This window comes from Vibrio sp. (assembly GCF_050299255.1).
Lineage (GTDB): Bacteria > Pseudomonadota > Gammaproteobacteria > Enterobacterales > Vibrionaceae > Vibrio.
Window position 1 is genome coordinate 1 of sequence record NZ_JBNKVP010000057.1, and the last position, 21,896, is coordinate 21,896.

The window sequence follows — 21,896 nt, forward strand, 5'->3', positions numbered from 1 at the left end:
AGTTCAGGCTCTGGATATCGGCTCAGCCGGTACTCCTTCTGCTGCAATGGACGCACTGCAACTGGCTATCAATGATATCGGTGCAGCACGTGCCGGACTGGGTGCCACTATTAACCGTCTTGACCACACGATTACCAACCTGGGTAACATGGTTGAGAACACCTCTGCTGCGAAAGGCCGTATGACGGATACTGACTTCGCGGTTGAATCTGCCAACATGACTAAGAACCAGATGCTGATGCAAGCCGGTACTTCTGTTCTGCAACAGACTAACCAGCTGCCTGGCATGGCAATCTCTCTGCTGCGTTAATCACTTTTGGCAAGCATTGCTTAAGCCTCCCAATGGGAGGCTTTTTTATGCTCTGGTATTGAAGCGCTGCGTTTTTTTGTCGCCAGACTCAGATTGGCTGGCCGGTGAATTGCGGAAGCCAGATCTCACTTCCTCGGCCGCAAGCGCGCGGCGCTAAATCTTCTTCCCGGCGCGGTCGCCTGTTAAATGAGAAGCCTCGTAACCAGGCGAGGAAAGAGCGGAATCGCCCTAGCGGAAGCCAGACTTCCGCCGAGGTAACCGGATTTATTTATTTAATTGTTTTTAAAAGAATTTTTAAATGGCACGCATATTGCGATTGTGATGGCACTGTTCAATGTGTTCTGTTCAAAGCGCTGGCCATTGACCACGATTTACCAGGAGTAAACCAATGAGCTCACTCGATCCGATCAGCATGGCATCTCAGCTGGCCCAGTTTGAAATTCAGTCGTTTCAAAGCCGCTACCAGATGCAGGCGGATAAATACAACGCCCAACTAACGGCACTGAATAAAATTGAATCGGCGATGCGCGACTTTCGCACCGCGATTGAAAGCCTTAACGGCTCGTCCAGTGGCATCATCCAAAACGGCGCGACGCTGAGCCAGGACGGCTATTTCACTGCCAGCGCCGGTGCCAACGCGCTTAGCGGCAGCTATCAGATTTTTGTCGAGCAGGTGGCCAGTGCGCACCAGCTATCGACCAGTATGCCGGTCGATATGACCGCCGATACGGTGATTCCGGCCACCGGCAGCCTGGATTTCACCATCAATGGCCAGGCCCTTAACCTGGATCTCTCCACGGTAGACGCAGACGGCGATGGCAGTGCCACCATGCAGGAACTGGTCAACGCCATCAACAGCAATCCGGATAATCCCGGAGTGAATGCCACTCTGGTGCGCTCCAACGGCCAGACTCACCTGATGCTGGCCAGCAGTGAAACCGGGCTGGCAAACCAGATTCAGGTCAGCGCCAGTGGTACCGGCCAGGCCTGGTTTGAAGATGCGTTCAATAACACCAGTGAAATCAGCGCGGCCCAGGACGCGGTGATCTGGCTCGGCGCCGAAGGCAGCGGCCTGCAGCTGACTAACGCCAGCAACACCTTCAGCGACGTTATCGACGGCGTTGATATCACGGTCAGCAAAGCCCAGGTGTCCGGTGAACAGCCGATTGGCCTCAGCATCGGTGCCGACAGCGAAGCAACCAAAGAACAACTGAACCAGTTTATCGAGGCTTACAACACGCTGGTCACCACCATCGACCAGTACACCTCGGTCGGTAAACCGGGAGAAGACGGTCAGAAACGCGGCCCGCTCGCCAGTGACCCGACCATACGCTCGATCGAAAGCCAGCTGTCTAATCTAATCCGCAAAGACTTTGGCGGTCTGCGCCTGGCCGAGGTTGGTATCACTTTAAACCGCGACGGCAAACTGAGCCTGGATGAAGGCAAATTCTCCGAGGCGCAGCAAAACAATGCCGCCGGACTGGAAGCGCTGTTTAACGGCGACGGCAATCTGCTCGATTCACTCGATGCCATGGCCGAACCGTTTTTGAAATTCTCATCGGGTACCTTCTCGTCACGCAAAGACGCCCTGCAGCAGAATCTTTCCCGTATCGACGACAAGCAGGCCACGTTAGAGCGCAAGTACGACATGGCATACAACCGCTACATCAAACAATTTACCCAAATGAACGCCATCATGTCACAGATGAACCAGACCATGACCATGTTTGGCTAACCGTCCAAGGAGAAAGATATGTTAATGGACTCGGGATATGACTCTTATCAACAGGTGGACTTAGACGCCCAGGCCGCGGCCGCCAATCCCCACCAACTGGTGGTGATGCTGATCGATGGCCTGCTGGATGAGCTGACCCGCATTCGCGGTCATATCGAGGCCAAACGACTGGAGCACAAGGGGCTCGGCATCAACAAGTGCATGAATATCCTGGTCGGCCTCGACAGTGCGCTGGATCTCGATAACGGCGGCGAGATCGCCGACAACCTGCACCAGTTATATGACTACTGCCAGCTGGAGCTGTATCAGGCCAGCGTACAGAACCAGACCGAACGGCTCGACAACGTCGAGCAGGTGATGAGTAACATTCGCGAAGGGTGGTTGCACTTTGGTCAGCAAGCCTAACAGAGTGGTTTCACCCGCGGCATTGGCCACAGAGCTGCGCCGGCTGGACGCGCAGCTGCGTGACACCGTCGACCAGCAGGACTGGCCACAGCTGAAACGCTGTGACCTGGAGATCCGCCGCCTGCTGCAAGCGCAGCGTGCCCTGCTGCGCCACCCGGACGTAGTGCGCGATCTGTTGACCCTGAAGCAAACTCACCAGGCAGCCCAGTCGGCACTGGCCAGTGCCACCGAACTGTTACGGCAAAAAATGAACAGCGCCAGTGAGCAACAGGAACGCAACCTGGCGTATCAACTGGCGATGACGATGGAGTACTAATGCAATGAATGCATCGGCGATATCCCTATCCTCTGCGACAAAACCGGCCGGCAATGCCGCCAAACCGTTTCAGGTCAACCAGGCCAGTACCTCGGACAGCGCCAATCCTCTGGGCGGTTTTCAGCTACGCCAACCGGATTCCAAACCGGGCCAGCCTGCTGGCAGCGGCGATGTCACGGCGATTGGCGAACAGCAAACCTCCAGTGATGACCCTTTGCTGAACCCTTTTGCGCCGCTGAGTCAACTAAGTGAAGCCTTGCCGGCCGGACAGCAAGCCGGTTTTAACCCGGCGCCGCTGACCGACGCAACAGCCAGTCTCAGCGCGGTCGCAGCCAAATTTCAGACGGAGGCTAACCGCCTGGCAGGCCAGCCACAAGCAGCAGGCGAGCCAAACGTCGGATTAACCCCAGCCAGTAGCAACAAAGCGGCAACGGAATCGGTACCGGCCAGCGGTGCATTGAGCCTGGCGGCGGTGAAGGAGTTATTTAGCGCCCAGGGCGGGCAAACCAGCCCGGCAGTCAACATAGACAACCCACTGGCGTCTGCCGCCAGTGCCGATGCCAGGACAACGACTCTGCAATCACAACCGGCAGTGGCCGGACAGCCCGCTCCTCAATGGGCCAGCCTGAAACTGGATGGGAATCCCGGCCAGTGGGGCGAACAGATGCTGCAGGTGCTGCACGACCGGGTGACTCTGCAGGCGCAGCAAAAATGGCAGCAGGCCAGCATCCGGCTCGACCCGCCGGAGCTGGGTAAGCTGGATCTGATGGTGCGCGTGGAAGGTGACAAGCTCAGCGTCCAGATCAACAGCCAGGTGGCCGCCACCCGTGAAGCCCTGATCCAGGTCTCGGAGCGGTTGCGCGCCGAACTGCAACAGCAGAATTTTGTCCACGTCGAAGTCAATATCAGCAGCGGCGACCAGCACAATCAGCGCGATGGTTATTCCGGCCAGGCCAGCGATGGCGTGATTGCGGCCGCACGCGAATCGGCAGACTCAGAACAACGTAGTTTCAATTCAGAACACTGGCTAAGCACTCAGGCCTAGTGACTCAACAAGGAAATCGGTTATGAACAAACAACCTTTTATCGCCATGCTGATGCTGGCTATTGTGACCAGTGCTCTGGTATCGGCATTAACCGTGGTCGGTGGGGTCTGGTATCTCCAGCAGAGCCAGCAGGATGATGGCAAAGGCCTGTTCAGCGGCTCGGCGCTCTCATTTCTCAGCCAGCCGGAAGCCAGTAACAGACCCAGTTTTCATTCACTGGAAAAACTGGTGCTGAGCGTCAAGGGCAAAAAGATGACTCACTTTGTCATGCTGGAGCTGGCGGTGGAAACCCGCAATCCGGAAGGCATCAAGGACATTGATGACTATATGCCGGTGGTACGTAATTCGCTGGTCAAACTGTTCAGCAACAAGCATTACGAGCAGTTACAGGGCGAAGGCGCAGTTGAGTCGCTGCAAAATGAAGTAAAACAGACCATCTTGCAGGCATTTGCCAAAACCGATCTGGTACGTGATATCGATGACGTATTGCTGACCAAATACGTAGTGCAATAGAGAGAGCGGCCTATGCTGGATATCAATGCCAATCAGAGTTATGGCGAGCAGCCGAGTATCAGCGCGCCCGGACCGGCCATCGATGAAAACCGTCTGCTGCAACAGCATCAGCATCTGGTGAAACGCATTGTCAACCAGTTGCGGGTGCACGCCACCACCCACTGCAGCATCGAAGACATGCAGCAGATTGGCCTGATTGGCCTGCTGGAAGCGGGGCGGCGTTATGGTGATATCGATGACGCCCAGTTCCCCGCCTTTGCCGTGTGCCGGATACGAGGAGCAATTCTGGATGAGTTGCGCCGTCTGGACTGGCGATCACGCAAGACCCGTCAACAGGCTCATGAGCTGAACGATGTGACCCGCGACCTGACCCGAGCCCTGGGGCGGCCACCCAGCGACGCAGAAATCATTAAAGCGCTCGGTACCGACGAACAGGACTATCAGGCCCGGCTGAATGCCTCAATCAGCGGCGAAATGCAGAGCCTGGATCAGCTCATTGAAGCCGGAGCTGTCGGCCATCTCGGCGACCAACAGGACGCCATCGGCCATGAACATATCCGGCGCAGTATCGAAACCGCCATTCAACAATTACCCAAACGGGAGCAGCTACTGCTGACCCTGTTTTATCAACACGAACTCAACCTGCACGAAATTGCCCTGGTACTTGACTTAACGCCCCCGCGTATTTGTCAGTTGCACAAGCAAGCTCTGCAGCAACTCAATCAAATTTTGTCCTGATAGGAGTCTCAGATGCAAAAGTTTCTTGGTGCCATCATCATCCTGATGTGCGTATTCGGCGGCTACGTATGGGCCGGAGGCAGCCTGGTCGCTATCTGGCAACCGGCCGAGTTTATGATTATTGGCGGGGCTACCCTCGGCTCGCTGATCATAGGTAACCCACCCCAGGTGCTGAAAGAGATGCGCCGTCAGGTTGGCGCGATCATTTCACCCCGCCGTAATGAGCCGGAATTCTATATGGAGCTGATGGCACTGTTGCAGGTATTGCTGGAAACCGTGCGCAGTGGCGGCTTCAAATCGCTCGACAAGCACATTGAGAACCCGGATCAGAGCCCACTTTTTAACCGCTATCCGCTGGTGAATAGCGACTATCGCCTCATTTCTTTCATTACTGATAATTTTCGTTTAATGGCAATGGGACAAATGTCGCCTCATGAACTTGAAGGACTGCTGGAACAGGAAATCGAAGCCATTCAAACCGACCTGCTACTGCCATCACGCTCTATGCAGCGTACCGCAGAAGCACTGCCGGGATTCGGTATCCTCGCCGCGGTAGGTGGCATCATCATCACCATGCAGGCCATCGATGGTTCGATCGCTTTGATCGGTTATCACGTAGCTGCCGCTCTGGTCGGCACATTTATCGGTATTTTCGGCTGTTACTGCTGTCTCGACCCAGCCAGTAACGCCATGGCTCAGCGCGTTAAACGCGACATGTCGGCTTTCGAATGCGTCCGTGCCACCCTGGTGGCGTATGTTGCCAAGAAACCGACCCTGCTGGCCATCGATGCCGGGCGTAAACACATTCAGCTAGATATCAAGCCAACCTTTAACCAAATGGAGAAGTGGTTAGCTGAACAGGAGGGATAATGCAAAAACAAGAGCAGGTAGTATTTAAACGCTCAGCCAAGAACCATGATGAGGTCCATCATGGCGGTGCCTGGAAAGTGGCCATGGCTGACTTTATGATTGCTCTTATGGCCCTGTTCCTGGTGCTATGGGTGATGCAAGTCGTCAATCAAGAGGAAAGGCAGGCGATCGTCGCCCACCTCAATAGCGCCAGTATATTTGGCCGCAATGCTGGTAACCCTTTCGATACCTCACAAAGTATCTCGCCTATCGATCTCGCGTCTGCATCGTCGGTGCCAAGCACCCACGATGCCAATCATACCGTCACCTCATTTTACAAAGGCAACGGCAACGGTCCGGAGCTGGATGCCCTGATCCCGGGCAACTTTGATACTCAGGAACAGCTGATGGTACTGGCTAAAGTCATCGATGAGATGGTGCGTCAGATCAGCGCGGAAGGTAACGTGGACATCACCATTACCCCGCAAGGCCTGCGTATTGTGCTGCAGGACGACTACAAACAGTCGATGTTCCGTCGCGGTGGAGCCGAACTAATGCCCTTCTTCCAGGATCTGCTGCTGGCACTGGCGCCGGTATTTGAGCGGGTACATAATCCGATGATCATCAGTGGCCATACCGACTCGACTCCGTTCAAAACCACCTTTGGCCGTACCACTAACTGGGAACTGTCCACCTCTCGGGCCAACGCTGCCCGTCAGACTCTGGTGGCCGGAGGCATGCCTGGCCAACGGGTAATGCAAGTCACCGGTATGTCAGACCGGGCACTGCTCAACCCTGACCAGCCGAGTTCGAGCGAAAACCGCCGCATCGAACTGTTTGTGCTGACCACCCCGGCAGCCCTGGTTCTGAACACCCTGTTCGGCAACCAACCCGACAGCGAACTGGAAAAAGCGCGCAGTAAAGCCCGCTTCAACCAGCCGGTACTGCGTCAGGAGACCATCGGCTACGCCATGCCTGCTGAGCCAGCCGAAACGCCAACCCAGGATTTATAACCGGCACCCCGTTGTTAGTCTGGCGTGCTGGAACGAGAAAGCCGCACGCCTTTAGGGTGAACTGATTGTTACACGCCAAGCGGCTGAGGCCAGCGCCAAACACAGCCGAGCAGTAAGGCAAATTTATGCGTCATTTACTAGTAAGTGGTTTAGCCATGCACGATCCTTCACAGCACATTGTCCGGGAAAAAACCGATGGTCTGCGCAAGGCCTTTCTGTGGTTGATCATCGTCGATTACGCCTTACTGACGTTCTTTCTCAGCCAGCTGACCAGCCTGTCACTGACCGGCGGCACCGCTATCAGCATGTTGCTGGTGGTCTACAACGTGCTGCTGACTTTTCTCTGTTTTCAGCGTACCGGCCATCAGGATTCGTACATCATCTACCCTACCCTGTCTGCCACGCTGCTGGCGTTTGTCTGCTTCCTCTATTTCTTTTTCCTGGTCTGAGCACTAAGCGCGTAGCCGGCGACTTGCCGTTCCTCGTCACTTCACAGCCCCCTGAGTTAAGCCATTGCGCCAAGAGGCGCAACCAACGCGCCATTAGCCCTTACCTGCCGGCACAGTAAACACGCCGGAGGTGCCATTGGCAGCGCTGACACAACACATGCCGATATCGCGGCATCAGCCAGCCAGACATACTCAGCTGGCCAGCTTATTGAGGCCATTGGAATAACGATGTGGCAGATTGAGCCAGCTGGGTAAGCCGACAACAATGCAAAAAAATCCCGCCACCAGGGCGGGAAAAGGTAAAAAAATACAAAGGAGTTTCTTGTTATTCAGCCGCGTGGCGATTGTCCTGGGCCACGCTGCGGAATGATGTTTGCCGGATTGGTTACCTGGCAAGTTGTGCCATCAAGTGGCTTGCTGCACAACGCCGCTTATTTCAACAGCGCCACCACCGTATGGCGACGCACGTTGGCCTGAGCGGAAATAGCCTGCAGAGAGTGGCTAAAACCAGGCTGCGGCCGATTGACCTGGGCCAGACGAGTGTCCAGCTCTGTCGCCGACAAACTCTGGCTTGGCACAGAGTAACGGTTGACCTGGCTGGTCAGTTCTCCGTGTAGCAGGCGGGCATCCTGCAGGCTCTGTTGAGTCTGATGCAGGTGCTGGTTCACTTTGGCGATCGACTGCTTGATGCCGTTACGGGAGCTGAGGTCGAAATTCAACTCGGCAATACCGTCTGGCCGGGATTCAATCGACACCACATTGGCCTGCCCGGCCGGGAAACGATGACCCTGGCCGGTCACCCGTACCTGCTGCTGCATTTGCCGGTAGCTGTCTTCAGCCACTTGAAACAGGATTGTCCCGTCGTCGGCCAGGCTGGCACGCATGCCGAGCGCTATCAGGTTGCGGTCGAGCATTTTCACCGTTTTCTGGCCATCGGCCTGGCCGTCAAACTGCAACATCACCGAGCCACCCTGGGGAAAATCGAGCCGAACCTGCTCGGCGCGGTCACTAAGACGGTGGATATTCAGTCCCGGGATAGCAAAGCGGCGGGTATCCTGCTGACTGAGATTGAGTTTAAGTTCGTTATCGATCAGCCGCTGACCGTCATAGCGCGCCTGCTGCAGAATGGTTTCCACTCTGGCTTTGCCCTGAGTCAGCTCCTGCTGCAGACTGGCTTTCGGCTGACCTGGCTGGTTTAGCGCCTGACTCAGACCACGTTTGATGGTGGTCAGTTGCTGGCCTACCTGCTGCAGCGCCCGGGAGGCAATCTGCACCGAAGTGGCGTGCTGCTGGCCCTGGCTGAGCAGAATATTGGAGACGGAATACGCCGAGGTCGGTTCAGCGTGGCTGGTCAATCTCGGCGTTTGGCTGGTGCCGCCGCTTTGGGTTGAGTGCGACGGAATGATGGCGGCGCGTTCGTGGCCGGTCAGTCGCACTCCGTGCGGCCTGACCTCAACCGTGCTCATAGCCATGATGCTTACCTATCCTTACAGACGATCAAAAAGAGACAAATCTTGAATTTTCATATAGCTGGCCTGAGTTGCCTGCAGCGCCGCCATATAGTTACTGAGCCGCACTGATGCTTCGCCGTAGTCCAGTTGCGACAAATCGCTGTCAACCTTATCGACAAACAGCTGGTTTTCACCATGAGCGCCGTCCATCAGATCCAGGTTATTGTGCCGGCCACCCAGTTCGGTCATCGCGCCCAACACATTGGCTGAGGTGGCATCGATCGCGGCCAGGGAGTTGTCTACTTCCGCCCTGAAATTGGCGGTGGGATTGCTAAATTCCGCTATCAGGGTATCGATCTGATTGAGCACATTATTCCCACCACCGAGATCGAGCATCTCCTGGGCGGTCATATTGGCTTCCATCGTGACCCCTTTGGCCACGGTGACCACTCGTTTGTCGCTGTTGCCGTCAAGCTGGTAACCACCGCCCGGGTTCGACACTGAAGGTACGTCGGTCTGGGTACCGGAAAACAGGTAGTGGCCCTCTTCATCCTGGGCGTTAAACGAGGAGACCATCGAATCACGCAGGCTTTCCAGTTCAGTAATCAAACCGGCCCGGTCTTCGTCGGTCAGAGTGCCGTTGGCGCCCCACAGCACCAGGTCGCGCATGCTTTTCAGGCTTTCATTGGCCCCGCTGAGATACACTTCCTGGCTCGACAGAGTGGTTTTAACGTTGGCGATATTACGCTGATACTGGTCGATGGCGCTGCCTTCCCGCTCCAGGTTGAGCAGCTTGATCGAGGCCATCGGGTCATCAGACAGCTTAGTCAGCCGGTCGCCGGTTGCCATCTGCTGCAGCACTTTGCCTAAGCCGGCATTGTTAGACTGCAGACTTTGCAGCATCAACTGGCTGAACTGGGTATCACTGATTCTCATCCTGACTCCTTAAAATAACTGCAAAACCGAATCAAACAGCTGATTGGCGGTACTGATCACTTTCATGTTGGCGTTGTGGGCATTGGCGAACGTCATCAGGTTGGCCGCTTCTTCATCGCTGTTGACCGCGCTGACATTGTCGCGCGCCGCAACGGCCTGTTCGTTCATCGCCAGGTTGGCCTGATAATCGGATTCCGCCTGGCGGGCTTTGATCGCGGTGTCGCCGACCATGGCGGTAAAGGCATCGTTGAGCGACACATTGCCGAATCCACTGATCGCCATCGGTTTGTTACTCAGGTCGATCAGATCACGCAGGTTGTCACTGTTGCCCGGAGTCCCATCGCTGGAAAACGCCAGTTGGTCTGGCGGCAGCGAGATGACATCCAGGCTGGCCGCCGGGTTAGCCGGGTCATAGCTGAACAGCGGCGCACCCGGATTGCCGTTCAGGTCCTGGCCCGCCGCCAACACGGCGTTAAATTCGTCCGCCAGAGAACGTGCCATGTCATCGATGGCGTTCTGATAGGGTTTCAGCACTTCCAACTGGTAGTCGTTCAGTGAACCCAGTTGGGCACCGACGCTACCGTTAATAGCAAAGCTCTGGTTGCCAAACTGCACATGCAGGTCAGCCATATACGGGTCATTCGGATCGGGAATCGCTTTCAGCTCACCGTAGTCTTTACCCATCACCAGCGGCTGGCCGGAGGTCAGGGTGACCTGCAGGCCGCCATCTGGCTGGTCAGTGGTTTTAATCTCGATCACTTTGGCCAGTTCACCGACCAGGGCATCGCGGGTATCGAGCAACTGGGCCGGATTGCCGCCGGTACCCTGCATCTCGACGATCTGTTTATTGAGATCGGCGATATTGGCCATCAGGCTGTTGGCGTGGGTTACCGCCGCCCCGCGCTGATCATGGATATCTTTATGCTGGTTGTGCAGCGAATTGGTCAGGGTGTTAAACCGTCGTGCCAGCGCGCGGGATTCGTTGATCACCTGCTGGCGCAGCGGCATGGATTCGGGCTTGGAAGTCGCGTCGTGTAGCGAGGCAAACAGGCTGTCCAGGCCGGTCGACAGATTGAAACCATCAGCACCCAATACGTTTTCCAGCTGGCTCATCGCCGTGGTGTACTGGGAGGCATAAGAGGCGTTGCTGTTGGTCGACCAGGTCTGCTTGACCAGGAACTGGTCGGTAATGCGGCGAATGCTGGTGACTTCCACCCCCATTCCGGCGCTCAGCTTATCAAACTGACCACCGGAAACCGACGCCATCAGCGCCTGCTGGCGACTGTAGCCCGGGGTGTTCACGTTGGCGACGTTTTGCGCCGTCACATTCAAGGCAACGCGGTTGGCATTCAGGCCCGACAGGGCAATATTAACCATGTTCATAGCGTTTCGCGCTCCATTGTTCTAATCAGCGGTTGGGCGAAGGCACTGCTGTTGCCCACCTGTTGCAGGGTATTGTTAGTTAAGGCGACCACCTGGCCGGTGGGATTTACCGGCGATGACTGCAAAGCGGTATCGACGCCTTGAAGTTGTGATGTCGCTTCCGGGCGCGGCTGATGGTTGGTTCGGCGCAGCGGGGTAACGTTGCTTTCCGGTGAGGCAGGGCCAAGCTGTTTGACCAGCATCTCAGCGATGCCCGCCTGCTGCTTGCCGCTCATTTCGATCGCCAGCTGACCGTCAAACATATCGCGGAACACGCCCTGATTCTTACTGGAGAACGGGCTGTCCTTATCGGCCAGCACATCGCTGCTGCTGCGCATCTGGCGCAGGACCATCTGCAGAAACATCGCCTCAAACTGGCCGGCAACGGTTTCCAGCGCCTGCTGCGGGTCACTGCTGTGCTTAATGGTTTGCAGCGCACTGTTGTCGTGATACATCACGCCATTGAGCGCCACATTGTCTGAAATTGAGTCTAACTTCATCAATCCCTCCTACAGCACGACCAGTTCGGCGCTGAGAGCGCCGGCTTCGTGCAGAGCCTGCAATATTGACATCAGGTCCGTTGGTGTCGCGCCCAGGCTGTTGACCGCATTGACGATAGTGTTCAGTTCGGTGCCCGGTGGCCAGATCACCATCTGGGCCTGGTCCTGTTCTATTTCGATCCGTGAGCGGTCCACCACTGTGGTATCGCCGTCGGCAAACGCGTTTGGCTGGCTCACTTGTGGCGTTTCGGTGATGCTGACGGTCAGGTTGCCGTGGCTGACTGCGGCCTCACCGACTTTGACGTTCTGACCGATCACCACCGTACCGGTACGCGAGTTGAACACGACACGCGCCGGCTTGCGGCCTTCTACCACACTCATCTCTTCCAGCATCGACATCATGGTCACCCGCTGCTGGGTATCCTGGGGCGCCTGCATCTCCACCCGGGCTTTGTTCACGGCCACCGCAACGCGCGGACCAAAGGTGTTGTTGATCTCACGGGCAATGTGTTTGGCGGTGGTAAAGCTCGGCGTACGCAGGTTCAGCGTGATCACATCGCGCTGGTTAAAATCGGTGGCGATCTCCTGCTCCAGGGTGGCACCGTTGGGAATCCGGCCGACGGTCGGGGTATTAACCGCCACTTTCGAGCCGCTGCGGCCTTCGGCCGACACACCGCCGACAATCACGCTGCCCTGGGCGACGGCGTACACTTCACCGTCGATACCACGCAGCGGGGTCAGCAACAGGGTACCGCCGCGCAGGCTTTTGGCGTCCCCAAGGGATGACACGACTACGTTGAGGGTCTGTCCCGGTCCGGCCATAGGATCAACCGTGGCGGTGACACTGACCGAGGCGACGTTGCGCAGTTTCGGGTTCATCGAGTCATCGATCTGCACGCCGAACTGACGCAGCATGTTGGTGACCGACTGGGCGGTGAATTTCACCTGGTTACGGTCACCCTGACCGTCCAGGCCCACCACCAGACCATAGCCCACCAGCTGGTTGGTGCGAATGCCCTGCACATCGACCAGATCCATCAGCGGTGTGGCCACTTCAGCACGGGCGACGCTGCCGACCAGCCAGGTCAACAGCAGCAATAACTTGGTCAAATATTGAGTGTTCATTTTCATCAGAACGGCATCCATGGACTGGTAAAGAATTGCGACAGCCAGCCTGAGGCGTTACTGTCGGCCAGGGCACCACGGCCGGCGTAAGTGATCCGGGCGTCACCTATGTATTGGGACGACACCTGGTTGTTGCGGTTGATGTCATCGACCCGCACGATGCCGGTCAGACGGATAAATTCATCGCCCTGATTAAGGCGAATCCATTTTTCACCGCTGATGCGCAGCACACCGTTAGGCAATACTTCGTGTACCGTCACGGTAATGGCGCCTTTCAGTTTGTTGCCCTGCGAGCTGGATGCTGTGCCATCAAAACTGCGGTTCGCATCGATGCCTACCGCCAGCCCATCCAGGGTACGACCGCCGATATTCGGCGCGGCAAAATCGATGTTGGAGCCTTTGCCATAGCTGGTATCGGCTTTTTTGCTCGACTGAGTCTCTTCAGACAGGAACACCGTCAGCATATCGCCGACCCGGTAGGCTCGACGGTCCTGGAACAGAGTCATGGCGTAACTGTTGCGATACAGGCTGCCCGATTTAGGCTCCGGCAGCGAGTAATCCAGTTTGGGCGGCGCATATTTGGCCTCGTCCGGCGAAGGCGGGACAAATTCCGGCCGGGCAGCACACCCCGCCAACAGCAATACGCACAGTGCGCATCCAGTCGATAGCCATTTCATCATTCGCCTCCCCCGTTACACTGCCTGAGCGACAAATTTCAGCATGTCATCCGCCGCCGAAACCACTTTGGCGTTCATCTCGTAAGCGCGCTGGGTGGTGATCATGTCGACCATCTCTTCCACCACCTGGACGTTAGAGCCTTCCAGTGCACCTTGCTTGATGGTACCGGCACCCTGTTCACCGGCGATCATCTCTTCGGCCTGCCCACTGGCTTCAGTCTGACGGAACAGGTTGCCGCCAATGGCTTCCAGGCCGGCCGGGTTAACAAACCGGGCCAGGGTGATCTGACCGATATTCTGCGGCGCGCGGTCATCGGCGCTGGTTGCGGTGACCGTGCCGTCGACACCGATCGACACCGACAGGGCGTTGTCCGGGATCTGCACCTGCGGCTCCAGTGGCAGGCCCTGGCTGTTGACCATCAGGCCTTCCGAGTTAACGTGAAACTGGCCGTTGCGGCTGTATAGGATCTGGCCGTCGGAGTTTTCAATCTGGAAGAAGCCCTGACCCATCACCGCCAGATCCAGCTGCTGACCGGTATTCTGCGCGTTGCCCTGGGTAAACACTTTCTGGGTGCCGACCACCCGCACACCGCTACCGAGCTGAACACCGGTCGGCAGTTGGTTGACCTGGTCAACCTGAGCGCCCGGCTGACGCTGGATGCTGTAGAACAGATCTTCAAAGACCACCCGATCGCGCTTAAAGCCGACGGTGTTGATGTTGGCCAGGTTGTTCGAGATGGCGGTCATCTTGGTATCCTGGGCGGCCATACCGGTCTTACTGACCCATAGTGCTGAATGCATTGCTCTCTCCTTAGCTGACCGATAGCCTGAGGCTATCAGCCGTTAATCAGTTTGTTGCCCGCTTGGGCCAGGGTTTCGGCGGTTTTCATCATCCGCACCTGCATTTCGAAATTGCGCGTCAGTGACATCACGCTGACCAGTTCGTCAATGGCGGAAACGTTACTGCCTTCAATGTGTTCCGGCGCCAGTTGCACGCTCTGGTCGGCGGCGAACGGCTGACCATCGATGCTGTGCAGCAGGGCGTCGCTCTGTTTCTGCACCTGGGTCATATCCGGATTGACCAGCTTGATCTGGCCCACTTCCAGCTCCGCGCCACCACCGGGTGGCACCACGGAAATCCGGCCGCGTTCGCTGATCTCCACTTTCTGGTATTCCGGCAGCACCATAGGACCGTTGTCCCCCAGCAGGGCGAAACCGTTAATGGTCAGGGCGCCGAAAGAATCGGCGCGGATGTTACCGGCACGGGTGTAGGCTTCGCCGCCATCCGGGGTCTGCACCGCCAGATAGCCGTCGCCCATGATGGCGACGTCCAGCGTGCGACCGGTTTTGACCACATCGCCGGAATCAAACCGGGTGGCGGCCGAGTTGGTCACCACCATAGTGCGGCCATCAAAGCCCGAGCCCTGCAACGGCACGCTGCTGACCCGTTCCATATCGGCCCGAAAACCGGCGGTATCGGCGTTCGACAGGTTGTTCGAACGCACGTGCTGCGCTTTCAGTACCCGGCTGGCACCGGAAGTGGCGGTAAATAGCAAGCTATCCATGGCAGCCTCACTACACCGCGTTAAACAGCGCTTGGGTCAGTTTGTCTGACGTGGAAATCGTTTTGGCGTTAGCCTGATAGTTGCGCTGAGCGGTCATCAGGTTAACCAGCTCGCTGGTCAGGTCGACGTTGGAACCTTCCAGCGCGCCGGGCGTTAAGTCACCCAGTGTGCCACTGCCGGGAATGCCGATCGCCGGAGCACCGGAGCCATAGCTTTGTGTCCATGCCGTACCGGACACTTTGGCCAGGCCTTGTGGGTTGGCAAAGTCCGCCAGCACCACCTGGCCCTGCAACTGCGCCTGACCATTGGTGTAAGTGGCGTAAACCATGCCGTTGTCTTCTACCCGGATCCCCGCCAGCTCACCTGAGGTGTAGCCATTCGGGTTATTGCTGCTGACGCCGAATGCGGCGCCAAACTGAGTACTGCCGGCCAGGCTGATGTCGATGCTGACACCGTTCGCCCCGGCGGCTGGGAAAGCAACGTTAAAGGTACCGGTTGGCGATGCCAGGGTACCGTCGGTATTAAAGCTGACCGCCTGGGTCTGCACCGCAGTCGCACCACCGTCGACCTGGACGTTCACTTCCCAGGTGTTATCGGCGGTTTTGGTAAAGTACTGGGTGACGGTGTGCGAGTTGCCCAGTGAGTCATACACCTTGGAGGTGTAAGACGAGTTAAACGAGTTCGGGTCATTGGGGTCAAACGGGTTAGTGGTCTGATCCACCACCGACGCACTGGCGTCAAAGTTGGCGACAAATTCCAGCGAATCGGTCGCTCGGGCCTGCAGCTGGGCGGTCGAGATCTTGATATCGCCCACCGCGCCGGTCAGCAGGTTGTTGTTGCTGTCCGCGCTGTAACCCTGCAAGCGGGCACCGGTGTTACCGGTGACAAAGTTGTTCTTGTCGGTGCCAAACACGCCAGAGCGGGTGTAAAGCGTCTGGCCCATGTGGTCTTTGGTGACAAAAAAGCCGCGGCCGTTGATCGCCAGGTCCATCGCCCGACCGGTACCGGTCACGGAGCCGTTTTTATCGAAGTTCTGTGAAATCGCGGCCACTTCAACCCCGCCCGGCTGCATACCGTTATAAACCGCTGCAAATTCGGTGCGCGCGCCTTTAAAGCCGTAAGTCGAGGCGTTGGCGATGTTGTGACTGATGGTGTTGAGATCCTGATTGGTGGCTTCCAGGCCACTGAGTGCAATATTAAAGCTCATAAAATCCTCTGTTGTCCTGAACGCTTAAGCGCCAAACTGACTGATAAGATAGAAAGGCACACTGCCGACACCGGCGATGTGTACCATAGGCGCGCCGCCGGTCGGCGGAATACGCACCTGCTCAACTTGCCCGGCCAACAACACATTCGGCGCGGACTGGCCCTCCTGCAGTTGCACTGACAGGCTATATTTACCCGGCTTCAGGCCCAGCTCTTCCGCGTTGATGTTGAAATCCACATCGCCTGCCGGATGCGCGCCGAGCGGCACTCTGGTCACCTGGCCGAACTCATCTTTAATTTCCAGCGTCACCTGGCTGGAGCCGTGTTCCAGATTGATTTTGCCGCCCTGAACACCGTCTTCTCCCAGCTCAAACTGGTCACCGGCCACGTACACGGTCTGACCGACCAGGCCAGCGGTGCTGAGCACCTGCATGTTGTCCAGCAGCACCATGCTGTTTTGCATCAGCGACGCCATATTCTCGCTGCTTTGTACCTGGGAAAACTGCGCCAGCTGGCTGACGTATTCGGTACCATCGAGGGGATTGAGCGGGTCCTGATTCTGGATCTGCGCCACCATCAACGAGATAAACTCGTTCTGCAGCGAAGAAGCACTGTTCATGTTGTCCTGAATATTCGGCGTGCCCGCGCTACTGCTGTTGACTGCGCCGCTTGGTGCATCGGCGCTCATCGCGGTGTACTGTGCTAAGCTCATCCTCTGCCTTCTCCCAGTTTCAGCAGCCCCTGCTGCATGCTTTTCACATTGGCCAGCACTTCAACGTTGGTTTCGAAGCTGCGCGTCGCCGACATCATGTCAGCCATTTCCGCTACCACATCAATGTCCGGGTAATAGACATAACCTTCGCTGTTGGCCAGCGGGTTACTTGGCTCAAATCGTTTGTCGGCCTGCCCCTGGTGCTGTACTACGTCGACAATTCTCACTTCCGCATTCGGGTAGACATTGTCGCCAGCGCTCAGCTGGGTTTTGCTGTAAACGGTGGCAAACACCGGCTTGAGTGCTTTGTATGCATCGTCCGGGTTGGCAGATACTGCGTCTGCGTTGGCCAGGTTGCTGGCAACGGTATTCAGGCGCACGGTTTGCGCCGTCATCGCCGAGCCGGCTATGGAATAAATATCGCTAAATGCCATAATTAACGTCCTTCTATCGCCTTGGACAGACCATTGAATTTCATATTGAGAAACGTCAGGCTGGTCTGAAAATCCATGCTGTTCTGGCTGAACTTGGCTTGCTCCACACCCAGCTCGACCGTGTTACCGTTATTGCTGTTCTGATAAGGAATGGCGTACTGACTGGCAATCTGCATCTTGGCGACCGGCTGGTGAACACTGCCGGCCCCGGTCTGACTCATCACGGTGGAAAAACTCAGGTCACGGGCCAGATACCCCGGGGTATCAACATTTGCTAGGTTACTCGCCAGCACTTTGGTACGCTGAACGCGAAAGTTCAGCGCGTCCGGGTGAACTCCCAGTGCCTGTTCAAAACTGATCGCCATGCATCCATCCTATGCGGTTATTTCAACTAGACAGGATAGAAACAAGATGCGTGCCATAAAAATAAATGATTATTTTCAATGAGTTATAATAAAGGTAGGAAACGGAACTTCCGCTTAACGGAAACACCACAGGCCAGGAGGAAGTGGGCGCTGCTGGCCGGTATACTGATCGCCAGCGTCAGCCTCCCGGTGACGGCCGGGGCCGACCAGCGCAGTGTGATTCGCCAGGCCACCGAGCAGGCGATTAAAGCCCAGCTTGCCCGCGTTGCCGAGGCGCAGCAGTGGCCTGACTATCAGCTGCAACTGGACAGCTGGATCCCGGCTTCAGCCGAGCACTTGCCTGCATGCCCGCAGCCGCTCGGCATCGTCGGCCGAGATAGTCAACGCTTACCGATCGGTCAACTGAAACGGCTGGTCAGCTGCGAATCAGACACAGTGAACTGGCGGCTGAATGTCAGTGTCAAAGCCGCCATCAAACTGCCGGTACTGGTCGCAGCGCGGGGTCTCAACCGCGGTGAGCGACTGAATGCCGGCGACATTCGCTCGGAAACTCGCACCCTGCAACGGGCAGAAACCTTTTTTGCCCGGCCGGATCAGGTAGCCGGGATGGAAGTGCAGCGGCGGATCCGCCCCGGGCAGATGCTGCAATCGGACTGGCTGGGCAAACCGGCACTGATCGAAAAAGGCAACCAGGTGGTGATCATCGCCGCCAAGGATGGATTTGCCGCCACAACCAAAGGCGTGGCCCTGGAGCAGGGGCAGCGCGGCGAACAGATCGAGGTGCAAAACTTAACGTCGCACAAGGTGATACGGGCCGTGGTGACGGGGCTGAACCAGGTTCACACCCAGTTTTAGCCAGCCTGTGCCAAGCGCCAAGTTTGGGCTCAAGGTATCAAATTTATCAATTGCCCCTCGAACTGATCGGACAATTTCGAGTACAAAAGTTCTCGGGTGAGGATAAAAATCTCGCCACCTGATTTAATTCTGTCTCCGACAGCGTCGCCCTATATTGGTAACCACCAAGATTCAAGGACCACATTGCAATGAAAATTGACAAAGTCGCGGGCGGTCATGTCCCACATACCCAGTTAAAACAGACTCGCAGCCAAACTCAGAGTCAGCCGTCTGTCGCGGGCAGCAGCGAGACTCAAATCAATGCCAATACCAGTGCCATCGACCGGGCCCAGGCTCAGTTAGCACAAATGGCCGATGTGGATATGGCCAAGGTGGAACAGGTACGCAACGCGTTAGCCAAAGGTGAAATTCGCCTCGACAGCCACAGCCTTTCACAGGCGGTAATGCAGTTCCATACCGGTCATGAGTCCTAATCGGCGGCTGGTCGCCCCAAGCACAGGAGTGAAGCATGGCGATATCTAAAACCCAGTCGATTCAGAACTTTATCCGCACAATTGGCCAGGATATCCAACACTATCGCCGGCTGGTGCCCCTGCTGGAGCAGCAGCAAAAGTTGTATCTGCAATTTGATGGCCGGGCACTGAGCGACAATCTGCGCCGCCAGACGCCTCTGCTGCAACAGATGCAGCAAACCGCCAGCCAGCGCAGTAGCAGTCTGCGCCAGATCGGTCTGGCAGCCGATGAAAAAGGGGTGCAGCGATTACTGAATGCGCTACCGACACCGCTGAAAAACCAAGTGGCCAATCAGTGGCGCGAATTGCAGCGCCTGGTCAGCCGTTGCCAGCAGCTCAACCAGCAAAATGGCCACAGTTCGGCCAATTTTCACGAAATGCTGGTCAATCTGACTCAGCGTGATGTCGATACTTACCCGGACAGCCAACCGCAAGTGGGCTAGATGAGGTTGCGGCGCTTCAGGCGATGGACAGCGATCTTAACCGCCGGGCTATTGATCGCGATAACACTGCCCGCCGCCGCCAGGCCCGACCCGCAATATATCGCCCGTCAGCTGGCGTTATTATCTCCTTATCAGGGCCAGATCCTGCGCCGCCTGCAACAGCAACAAAAACTGATTATTGAAATCCAGCGCCAGTTGCGCCAGTCCGCGCTGCCGGACAACCTGATCCTGCTGCCGATGCTGGAGTCTTCTTATGACCCGCAGGCGGTTTCCCACGCCAAAGCGGCCGGGTTGTGGCAACTGATGCCCGACACCGCCCGCCGTTATGGCCTGCAAGTCGACCAACAGCTTGACCAAAGATTTGATATCGAGGCCAGTACCCGCGCCGCGGTGCAATACCTGACTTTTCTCTATCGCAAATTTGACCGCGATATCAGCCTGACCCTGGCGGCCTATAATGCCGGAGAAGGCCGGGTCAGCCGGGCGCTGAAAAAAAATAGCCAGGCGACGTTCAGCCAGCTGTCACTGCCAGCGGAAACCCATCAGTATGTCAGTCGTTATTATGCGCTGTTGGATCTGATCGATGTGAAGCGGCTGGGCCAACGCCAGCCGAGAATGTGGTTGTTTGGTCGCGGCGAGGATGTGCTGGTTGACTTACGCCCGCTGCCGCCACTGGTGAAGTTATAAGTCGGAATCGGTTTTCGAATAGCGGATCGCGGTCACCCACCACTCTTTGTCACCTTCTGGCGTGCGCACAGTAAATTCATCGTCGACCTGCTTTTTTAATACCGCCCGCGCCATCGGCGAATCGATGGAAATATAGTCTTTCACATCGCCGTAGATCTCTTCCGGGCCGACGATGCGAAACGACTTCACCTCGCCCTGGTCATTTTCAATTTCCACCCAGGCACCAAAGAACACCCGGCCATCCTGCTGGGGCGAGTAATCGACGATGGTCAGCTCAGGTAAAATTTTACGCAGAAAGCGCACCCGTCGGTCTATCTGACGCAGCAGACGTTTGTTAAAGGTGTAGTCGGCGTTCTCAGACCGATCGCCCAGACTGGCGGCCCAGGTGACAATTTTGGTCACTTCCGGCCGCTTCTCATGCCACAGGTAGTCATGCTCCTGCTTCAGTTTATTGTATCCCTCTCGGGTGATCAGTTTGGTTTTCACCGTTATCTCAACTCACTAACCGTATTTCTGCCCGCACAGTATCGCGTTTTTATCGCTATGAACAGCCGCTATGCGCACCATCAGTCACTCAGCAGGTAGTCCTGGTCACTGCTGACCAGCACCCCATGACGCAGGAAGTTCTTACCCAGAATCATGCTGTACTCGAAACGGGAACGGTCGAGCAGGTTGACCCGGATGGTGCGCTCCAATTCACCCAGTTTAACCTGCATCTGTACCACAGGTCGTGCGGTCGCTTTTTCGCCTTCGCGGGCGCGCACGCGCATTTCGTCCACCACCTCACGGGTAAAGCGGCGCTCATCTCCGGTGCGGTTCTTGTAGGTAAAAGTCACCATCGGCTTGCCATCCTGTTCAAACCGTTTGATATCGAGCGCATTGAGCGAACTGACGTCGGCACCGGTATCCAGTTTCACCGGGAAGGTCATCCCGGCCACCTGGGCTTTTTCGATGTGCCCGGCGGTAAACAGAGGCAACCGCTCCAGCAGATTGCTGGTGCGCAGGTTGAGTATCACCCCACCCGGCACGGTTTTGCGGCCAATAACAAAATAGGGCTGCGGCTCATTGTCATCCAATACTTCCAGCGCAAATGGATGCTGCTCTATGGCATCGCCAAAGTCGAACACCCCTTCCACCACCGGGCGGACGGAATCGCCGACGCGCAGTTTTTTCACCACCGGCTTGACCAGCCGCTCCGTTTTTCCCTCAGCGTTGGTCAGGTAATAGACCACTTTATCCGGTTTGCCTTCCTGCAGTTCAAACGATTCCACTTTCAGCATCGGTGTTTTGACCGAAAACGAGGCTTCCGCGCGCAGCTCAATTCCGTCCAGATTGACCGATTCCTCTCCCGACACCACCAGCGGGTTGTTTTTCAGCGCCACGCTGTAAGTCCGCTGGCTGGGAAACAGGTTTTCCGCATCGGTATCGATCACTAAGTGTTGCGTCACCGTGTCCGTCCCCACTCTAAGCTGGGTGCTGCGGCGGCTGCGATCAGTCAGGTACACCAACCAGTTTTGGGTAATCTCCGGGCTGAGCTGGACCGGCAGGTAGACCATAGGACGTGGTTTGCCGCTGACTTTAAGGCTCTTCACTACCGGCAGAGTCAGCGTATTGGATTTGCCGTCAAAGCCT

General features: G+C 56.7%; 28 protein-coding genes. 14 read left to right on the forward strand and 14 right to left on the reverse strand.

The window, feature by feature from the left end; all coding sequences use genetic code 11:
• The 10 genes from ACQY6F_RS13875 to ACQY6F_RS13920 form a co-directional block, all read left to right on the forward strand.
• On the forward strand, positions 1-310 hold a 310-nt coding region (locus tag ACQY6F_RS13875; RefSeq protein ID WP_428775187.1), incomplete at its 5' end, for a flagellin.
• Between the two features lie 388 nt (positions 311-698).
• A complete protein-coding gene (gene fliD / locus ACQY6F_RS13880) occupies positions 699-2,045 on the forward strand; it encodes a flagellar filament capping protein FliD (RefSeq protein WP_428775188.1) in 1,347 nt (448 codons plus the stop codon).
• Between the two features lie 18 nt (positions 2,046-2,063).
• Positions 2,064-2,450: a flagellar export chaperone FliS gene (gene fliS / locus ACQY6F_RS13885; protein ID WP_428775189.1), complete on the forward strand. Its 387-nt coding sequence runs from the start codon at positions 2,064-2,066 to the stop codon at positions 2,448-2,450.
• Positions 2,434-2,766: a LafD gene (locus ACQY6F_RS13890; protein WP_428775190.1), complete on the forward strand. Its 333-nt coding sequence runs from the start codon at positions 2,434-2,436 to the stop codon at positions 2,764-2,766. Before fliS ends, ACQY6F_RS13890 begins: the two co-directional genes overlap by 17 nt.
• 4 nt (positions 2,767-2,770) lie before the next feature.
• Positions 2,771-3,811 (forward strand): flagellar hook-length control protein FliK, encoded by a 1,041-nt coding sequence (locus ACQY6F_RS13895; protein WP_428775191.1) that lies wholly within the window; start codon positions 2,771-2,773, stop codon positions 3,809-3,811.
• 22 nt (positions 3,812-3,833) lie between these two features.
• Positions 3,834-4,325 carry a flagellar basal body-associated FliL family protein gene (locus tag ACQY6F_RS13900; RefSeq protein ID WP_428775192.1) on the forward strand — a complete coding sequence of 164 codons (492 nt, stop codon included), beginning with the start codon at positions 3,834-3,836 and terminating at the stop codon, positions 4,323-4,325.
• 12 nt (positions 4,326-4,337) lie between these two features.
• Complete coding sequence (locus ACQY6F_RS13905; RefSeq protein ID WP_428775193.1) at positions 4,338-5,063, forward strand: FliA/WhiG family RNA polymerase sigma factor; 726 nt, start codon at positions 4,338-4,340, stop codon at positions 5,061-5,063.
• Between the two features lie 12 nt (positions 5,064-5,075).
• Complete coding sequence (motA, locus tag ACQY6F_RS13910) at positions 5,076-5,933, forward strand: flagellar motor stator protein MotA (RefSeq protein ID WP_428775195.1); 858 nt, start codon at positions 5,076-5,078, stop codon at positions 5,931-5,933.
• Positions 5,933-6,925: a flagellar motor protein MotB gene (locus tag ACQY6F_RS13915; RefSeq protein WP_428775196.1), complete on the forward strand. Its 993-nt coding sequence runs from the start codon at positions 5,933-5,935 to the stop codon at positions 6,923-6,925. The genes motA and ACQY6F_RS13915 overlap by 1 nt, the downstream gene beginning before the upstream one ends.
• Positions 6,926-7,080: 155 nt before the next feature.
• Positions 7,081-7,374, forward strand: coding sequence for a hypothetical protein (locus ACQY6F_RS13920; RefSeq protein ID WP_428775222.1), 294 nt, complete (start codon positions 7,081-7,083; stop codon positions 7,372-7,374).
• A 431-nt stretch (positions 7,375-7,805) separates the two neighbouring features.
• Here the strand turns inward: ACQY6F_RS13920 and ACQY6F_RS13925 are convergent, their stop codons facing one another.
• From ACQY6F_RS13925 to flgB, 12 genes are read right to left on the reverse strand one after another with little or no spacing between them, the layout of a single operon-like run.
• Positions 7,806-8,846, reverse strand: a complete 1,041-nt coding sequence (locus tag ACQY6F_RS13925; RefSeq protein WP_428775197.1) for a flagellin — start codon at positions 8,844-8,846, stop codon at positions 7,806-7,808.
• Positions 8,847-8,861: 15 nt separating this feature from the next.
• Positions 8,862-9,761, reverse strand: coding sequence for a flagellar hook-associated protein FlgL (gene flgL / locus ACQY6F_RS13930; RefSeq protein WP_428775198.1), 900 nt, complete (start codon positions 9,759-9,761; stop codon positions 8,862-8,864).
• Between the two features lie 9 nt (positions 9,762-9,770).
• The gene (gene flgK, locus ACQY6F_RS13935) at positions 9,771-11,144 is read right to left on the reverse strand and encodes a flagellar hook-associated protein FlgK (RefSeq protein WP_428775200.1); all 1,374 of its coding nucleotides are present in this window, start codon (positions 11,142-11,144) and stop codon (positions 9,771-9,773) included.
• Positions 11,141-11,683 (reverse strand): rod-binding protein, encoded by a 543-nt coding sequence (locus ACQY6F_RS13940; protein ID WP_428775202.1) that lies wholly within the window; start codon positions 11,681-11,683, stop codon positions 11,141-11,143. The genes flgK and ACQY6F_RS13940 overlap by 4 nt, the downstream gene beginning before the upstream one ends.
• A 9-nt stretch (positions 11,684-11,692) precedes the next feature.
• Entirely contained in the window at positions 11,693-12,829 is a 1,137-nt protein-coding gene (locus tag ACQY6F_RS13945; protein ID WP_428775203.1) for a flagellar basal body P-ring protein FlgI, read from the reverse strand.
• Complete coding sequence (flgH, locus tag ACQY6F_RS13950) at positions 12,814-13,485, reverse strand: flagellar basal body L-ring protein FlgH (RefSeq protein WP_428775224.1); 672 nt, start codon at positions 13,483-13,485, stop codon at positions 12,814-12,816. Before flgH ends, ACQY6F_RS13945 begins: the two co-directional genes overlap by 16 nt.
• 15 nt (positions 13,486-13,500) lie before the next feature.
• Positions 13,501-14,286 (reverse strand): flagellar basal-body rod protein FlgG, encoded by a 786-nt coding sequence (gene flgG / locus ACQY6F_RS13955; protein ID WP_428775205.1) that lies wholly within the window; start codon positions 14,284-14,286, stop codon positions 13,501-13,503.
• Positions 14,287-14,321: 35 nt separating this feature from the next.
• Entirely contained in the window at positions 14,322-15,050 is a 729-nt protein-coding gene (flgF, locus tag ACQY6F_RS13960; RefSeq protein ID WP_428775206.1) for a flagellar basal-body rod protein FlgF, read from the reverse strand.
• A gap of 10 nt (positions 15,051-15,060) precedes the next feature.
• Positions 15,061-16,257: a flagellar hook protein FlgE gene (gene flgE / locus ACQY6F_RS13965; protein ID WP_428775207.1), complete on the reverse strand. Its 1,197-nt coding sequence runs from the start codon at positions 16,255-16,257 to the stop codon at positions 15,061-15,063.
• A 24-nt stretch (positions 16,258-16,281) separates the two neighbouring features.
• Positions 16,282-16,968 (reverse strand): flagellar hook assembly protein FlgD, encoded by a 687-nt coding sequence (flgD, locus tag ACQY6F_RS13970; protein ID WP_428775208.1) that lies wholly within the window; start codon positions 16,966-16,968, stop codon positions 16,282-16,284.
• A complete protein-coding gene (gene flgC, locus ACQY6F_RS13975; RefSeq protein ID WP_428775210.1) occupies positions 16,965-17,402 on the reverse strand; it encodes a flagellar basal body rod protein FlgC in 438 nt (145 codons plus the stop codon). The genes flgD and flgC overlap by 4 nt, the downstream gene beginning before the upstream one ends.
• Positions 17,403-17,404: 2 nt before the next feature.
• The gene (gene flgB, locus ACQY6F_RS13980) at positions 17,405-17,767 is read right to left on the reverse strand and encodes a flagellar basal body rod protein FlgB (protein WP_428775211.1); all 363 of its coding nucleotides are present in this window, start codon (positions 17,765-17,767) and stop codon (positions 17,405-17,407) included.
• A gap of 78 nt (positions 17,768-17,845) precedes the next feature.
• Here flgB and flgA point away from each other — a divergent pair, with 78 nt between their 5' ends.
• The 4 genes from flgA (at position 17,846) to ACQY6F_RS14000 (ending at position 20,264) form a co-directional block, all read left to right on the forward strand.
• Positions 17,846-18,622 carry a flagellar basal body P-ring formation chaperone FlgA gene (gene flgA / locus ACQY6F_RS13985; protein ID WP_428775212.1) on the forward strand — a complete coding sequence of 259 codons (777 nt, stop codon included), beginning with the start codon at positions 17,846-17,848 and terminating at the stop codon, positions 18,620-18,622.
• Between the two features lie 188 nt (positions 18,623-18,810).
• Complete coding sequence (gene flgM / locus ACQY6F_RS13990; protein WP_428775213.1) at positions 18,811-19,095, forward strand: flagellar biosynthesis anti-sigma factor FlgM; 285 nt, start codon at positions 18,811-18,813, stop codon at positions 19,093-19,095.
• A gap of 35 nt (positions 19,096-19,130) precedes the next feature.
• Positions 19,131-19,577, forward strand: a complete 447-nt coding sequence (locus ACQY6F_RS13995) for a flagellar protein FlgN (protein ID WP_428775215.1) — start codon at positions 19,131-19,133, stop codon at positions 19,575-19,577.
• Entirely contained in the window at positions 19,578-20,264 is a 687-nt protein-coding gene (locus ACQY6F_RS14000; protein WP_428775216.1) for a lytic transglycosylase domain-containing protein, read from the forward strand.
• Here the strand turns inward: ACQY6F_RS14000 and greB are convergent.
• Both greB and ACQY6F_RS14010 read right to left on the reverse strand, forming a co-directional pair.
• A complete protein-coding gene (gene greB / locus ACQY6F_RS14005) occupies positions 20,259-20,750 on the reverse strand; it encodes a transcription elongation factor GreB (protein WP_428775218.1) in 492 nt (163 codons plus the stop codon). The genes ACQY6F_RS14000 and greB overlap by 6 nt on opposite strands.
• Before the next feature lie 80 nt (positions 20,751-20,830).
• Positions 20,831-21,896 (reverse strand): ATP-dependent zinc protease family protein (locus tag ACQY6F_RS14010; RefSeq protein WP_428775220.1); only part of this gene is annotated, 1,066 nt, incomplete at its 5' end.

Excerpts from the sequence above, each read along its gene's own strand:
- fliD (WP_428775188.1), top strand. The coding sequence starts at position 699 with ATGAGCTCACTCGATCCGATCAGCATGGCATCTCAGCTGGCCCAGTTT.
- fliS (WP_428775189.1), top strand. The coding sequence starts at position 2,064 with ATGTTAATGGACTCGGGATATGACTCTTATCAACAGGTGGACTTAGAC.
- ACQY6F_RS13895 (WP_428775191.1), top strand. The coding sequence starts at position 2,771 with ATGAATGCATCGGCGATATCCCTATCCTCTGCGACAAAACCGGCCGGC.
- ACQY6F_RS13900 (WP_428775192.1), top strand. The coding sequence starts at position 3,834 with ATGAACAAACAACCTTTTATCGCCATGCTGATGCTGGCTATTGTGACC.
- ACQY6F_RS13905 (WP_428775193.1), top strand. The coding sequence starts at position 4,338 with ATGCTGGATATCAATGCCAATCAGAGTTATGGCGAGCAGCCGAGTATC.
- motA (WP_428775195.1), top strand. The coding sequence starts at position 5,076 with ATGCAAAAGTTTCTTGGTGCCATCATCATCCTGATGTGCGTATTCGGC.
- ACQY6F_RS13915 (WP_428775196.1), top strand. The coding sequence starts at position 5,933 with ATGCAAAAACAAGAGCAGGTAGTATTTAAACGCTCAGCCAAGAACCAT.
- ACQY6F_RS13920 (WP_428775222.1), top strand. The coding sequence starts at position 7,081 with ATGCACGATCCTTCACAGCACATTGTCCGGGAAAAAACCGATGGTCTG.
- ACQY6F_RS13925 (WP_428775197.1), bottom strand. The coding sequence starts at position 8,846 with ATGGCTATGAGCACGGTTGAGGTCAGGCCGCACGGAGTGCGACTGACC.
- flgL (WP_428775198.1), bottom strand. The coding sequence starts at position 9,761 with ATGAGAATCAGTGATACCCAGTTCAGCCAGTTGATGCTGCAAAGTCTG.
- flgK (WP_428775200.1), bottom strand. The coding sequence starts at position 11,144 with ATGAACATGGTTAATATTGCCCTGTCGGGCCTGAATGCCAACCGCGTT.
- ACQY6F_RS13940 (WP_428775202.1), bottom strand. The coding sequence starts at position 11,683 with ATGAAGTTAGACTCAATTTCAGACAATGTGGCGCTCAATGGCGTGATG.
- ACQY6F_RS13945 (WP_428775203.1), bottom strand. The coding sequence starts at position 12,829 with ATGGATGCCGTTCTGATGAAAATGAACACTCAATATTTGACCAAGTTA.
- flgH (WP_428775224.1), bottom strand. The coding sequence starts at position 13,485 with ATGAAATGGCTATCGACTGGATGCGCACTGTGCGTATTGCTGTTGGCG.
- flgG (WP_428775205.1), bottom strand. The coding sequence starts at position 14,286 with ATGCATTCAGCACTATGGGTCAGTAAGACCGGTATGGCCGCCCAGGAT.
- flgF (WP_428775206.1), bottom strand. The coding sequence starts at position 15,050 with ATGGATAGCTTGCTATTTACCGCCACTTCCGGTGCCAGCCGGGTACTG.
- flgE (WP_428775207.1), bottom strand. The coding sequence starts at position 16,257 with ATGAGCTTTAATATTGCACTCAGTGGCCTGGAAGCCACCAATCAGGAT.
- flgD (WP_428775208.1), bottom strand. The coding sequence starts at position 16,968 with ATGAGCTTAGCACAGTACACCGCGATGAGCGCCGATGCACCAAGCGGC.
- flgC (WP_428775210.1), bottom strand. The coding sequence starts at position 17,402 with ATGGCATTTAGCGATATTTATTCCATAGCCGGCTCGGCGATGACGGCG.
- flgB (WP_428775211.1), bottom strand. The coding sequence starts at position 17,767 with ATGGCGATCAGTTTTGAACAGGCACTGGGAGTTCACCCGGACGCGCTG.
- flgA (WP_428775212.1), top strand. The coding sequence starts at position 17,846 with ATGAGTTATAATAAAGGTAGGAAACGGAACTTCCGCTTAACGGAAACA.
- flgM (WP_428775213.1), top strand. The coding sequence starts at position 18,811 with ATGAAAATTGACAAAGTCGCGGGCGGTCATGTCCCACATACCCAGTTA.
- ACQY6F_RS13995 (WP_428775215.1), top strand. The coding sequence starts at position 19,131 with ATGGCGATATCTAAAACCCAGTCGATTCAGAACTTTATCCGCACAATT.
- ACQY6F_RS14000 (WP_428775216.1), top strand. The coding sequence starts at position 19,578 with ATGAGGTTGCGGCGCTTCAGGCGATGGACAGCGATCTTAACCGCCGGG.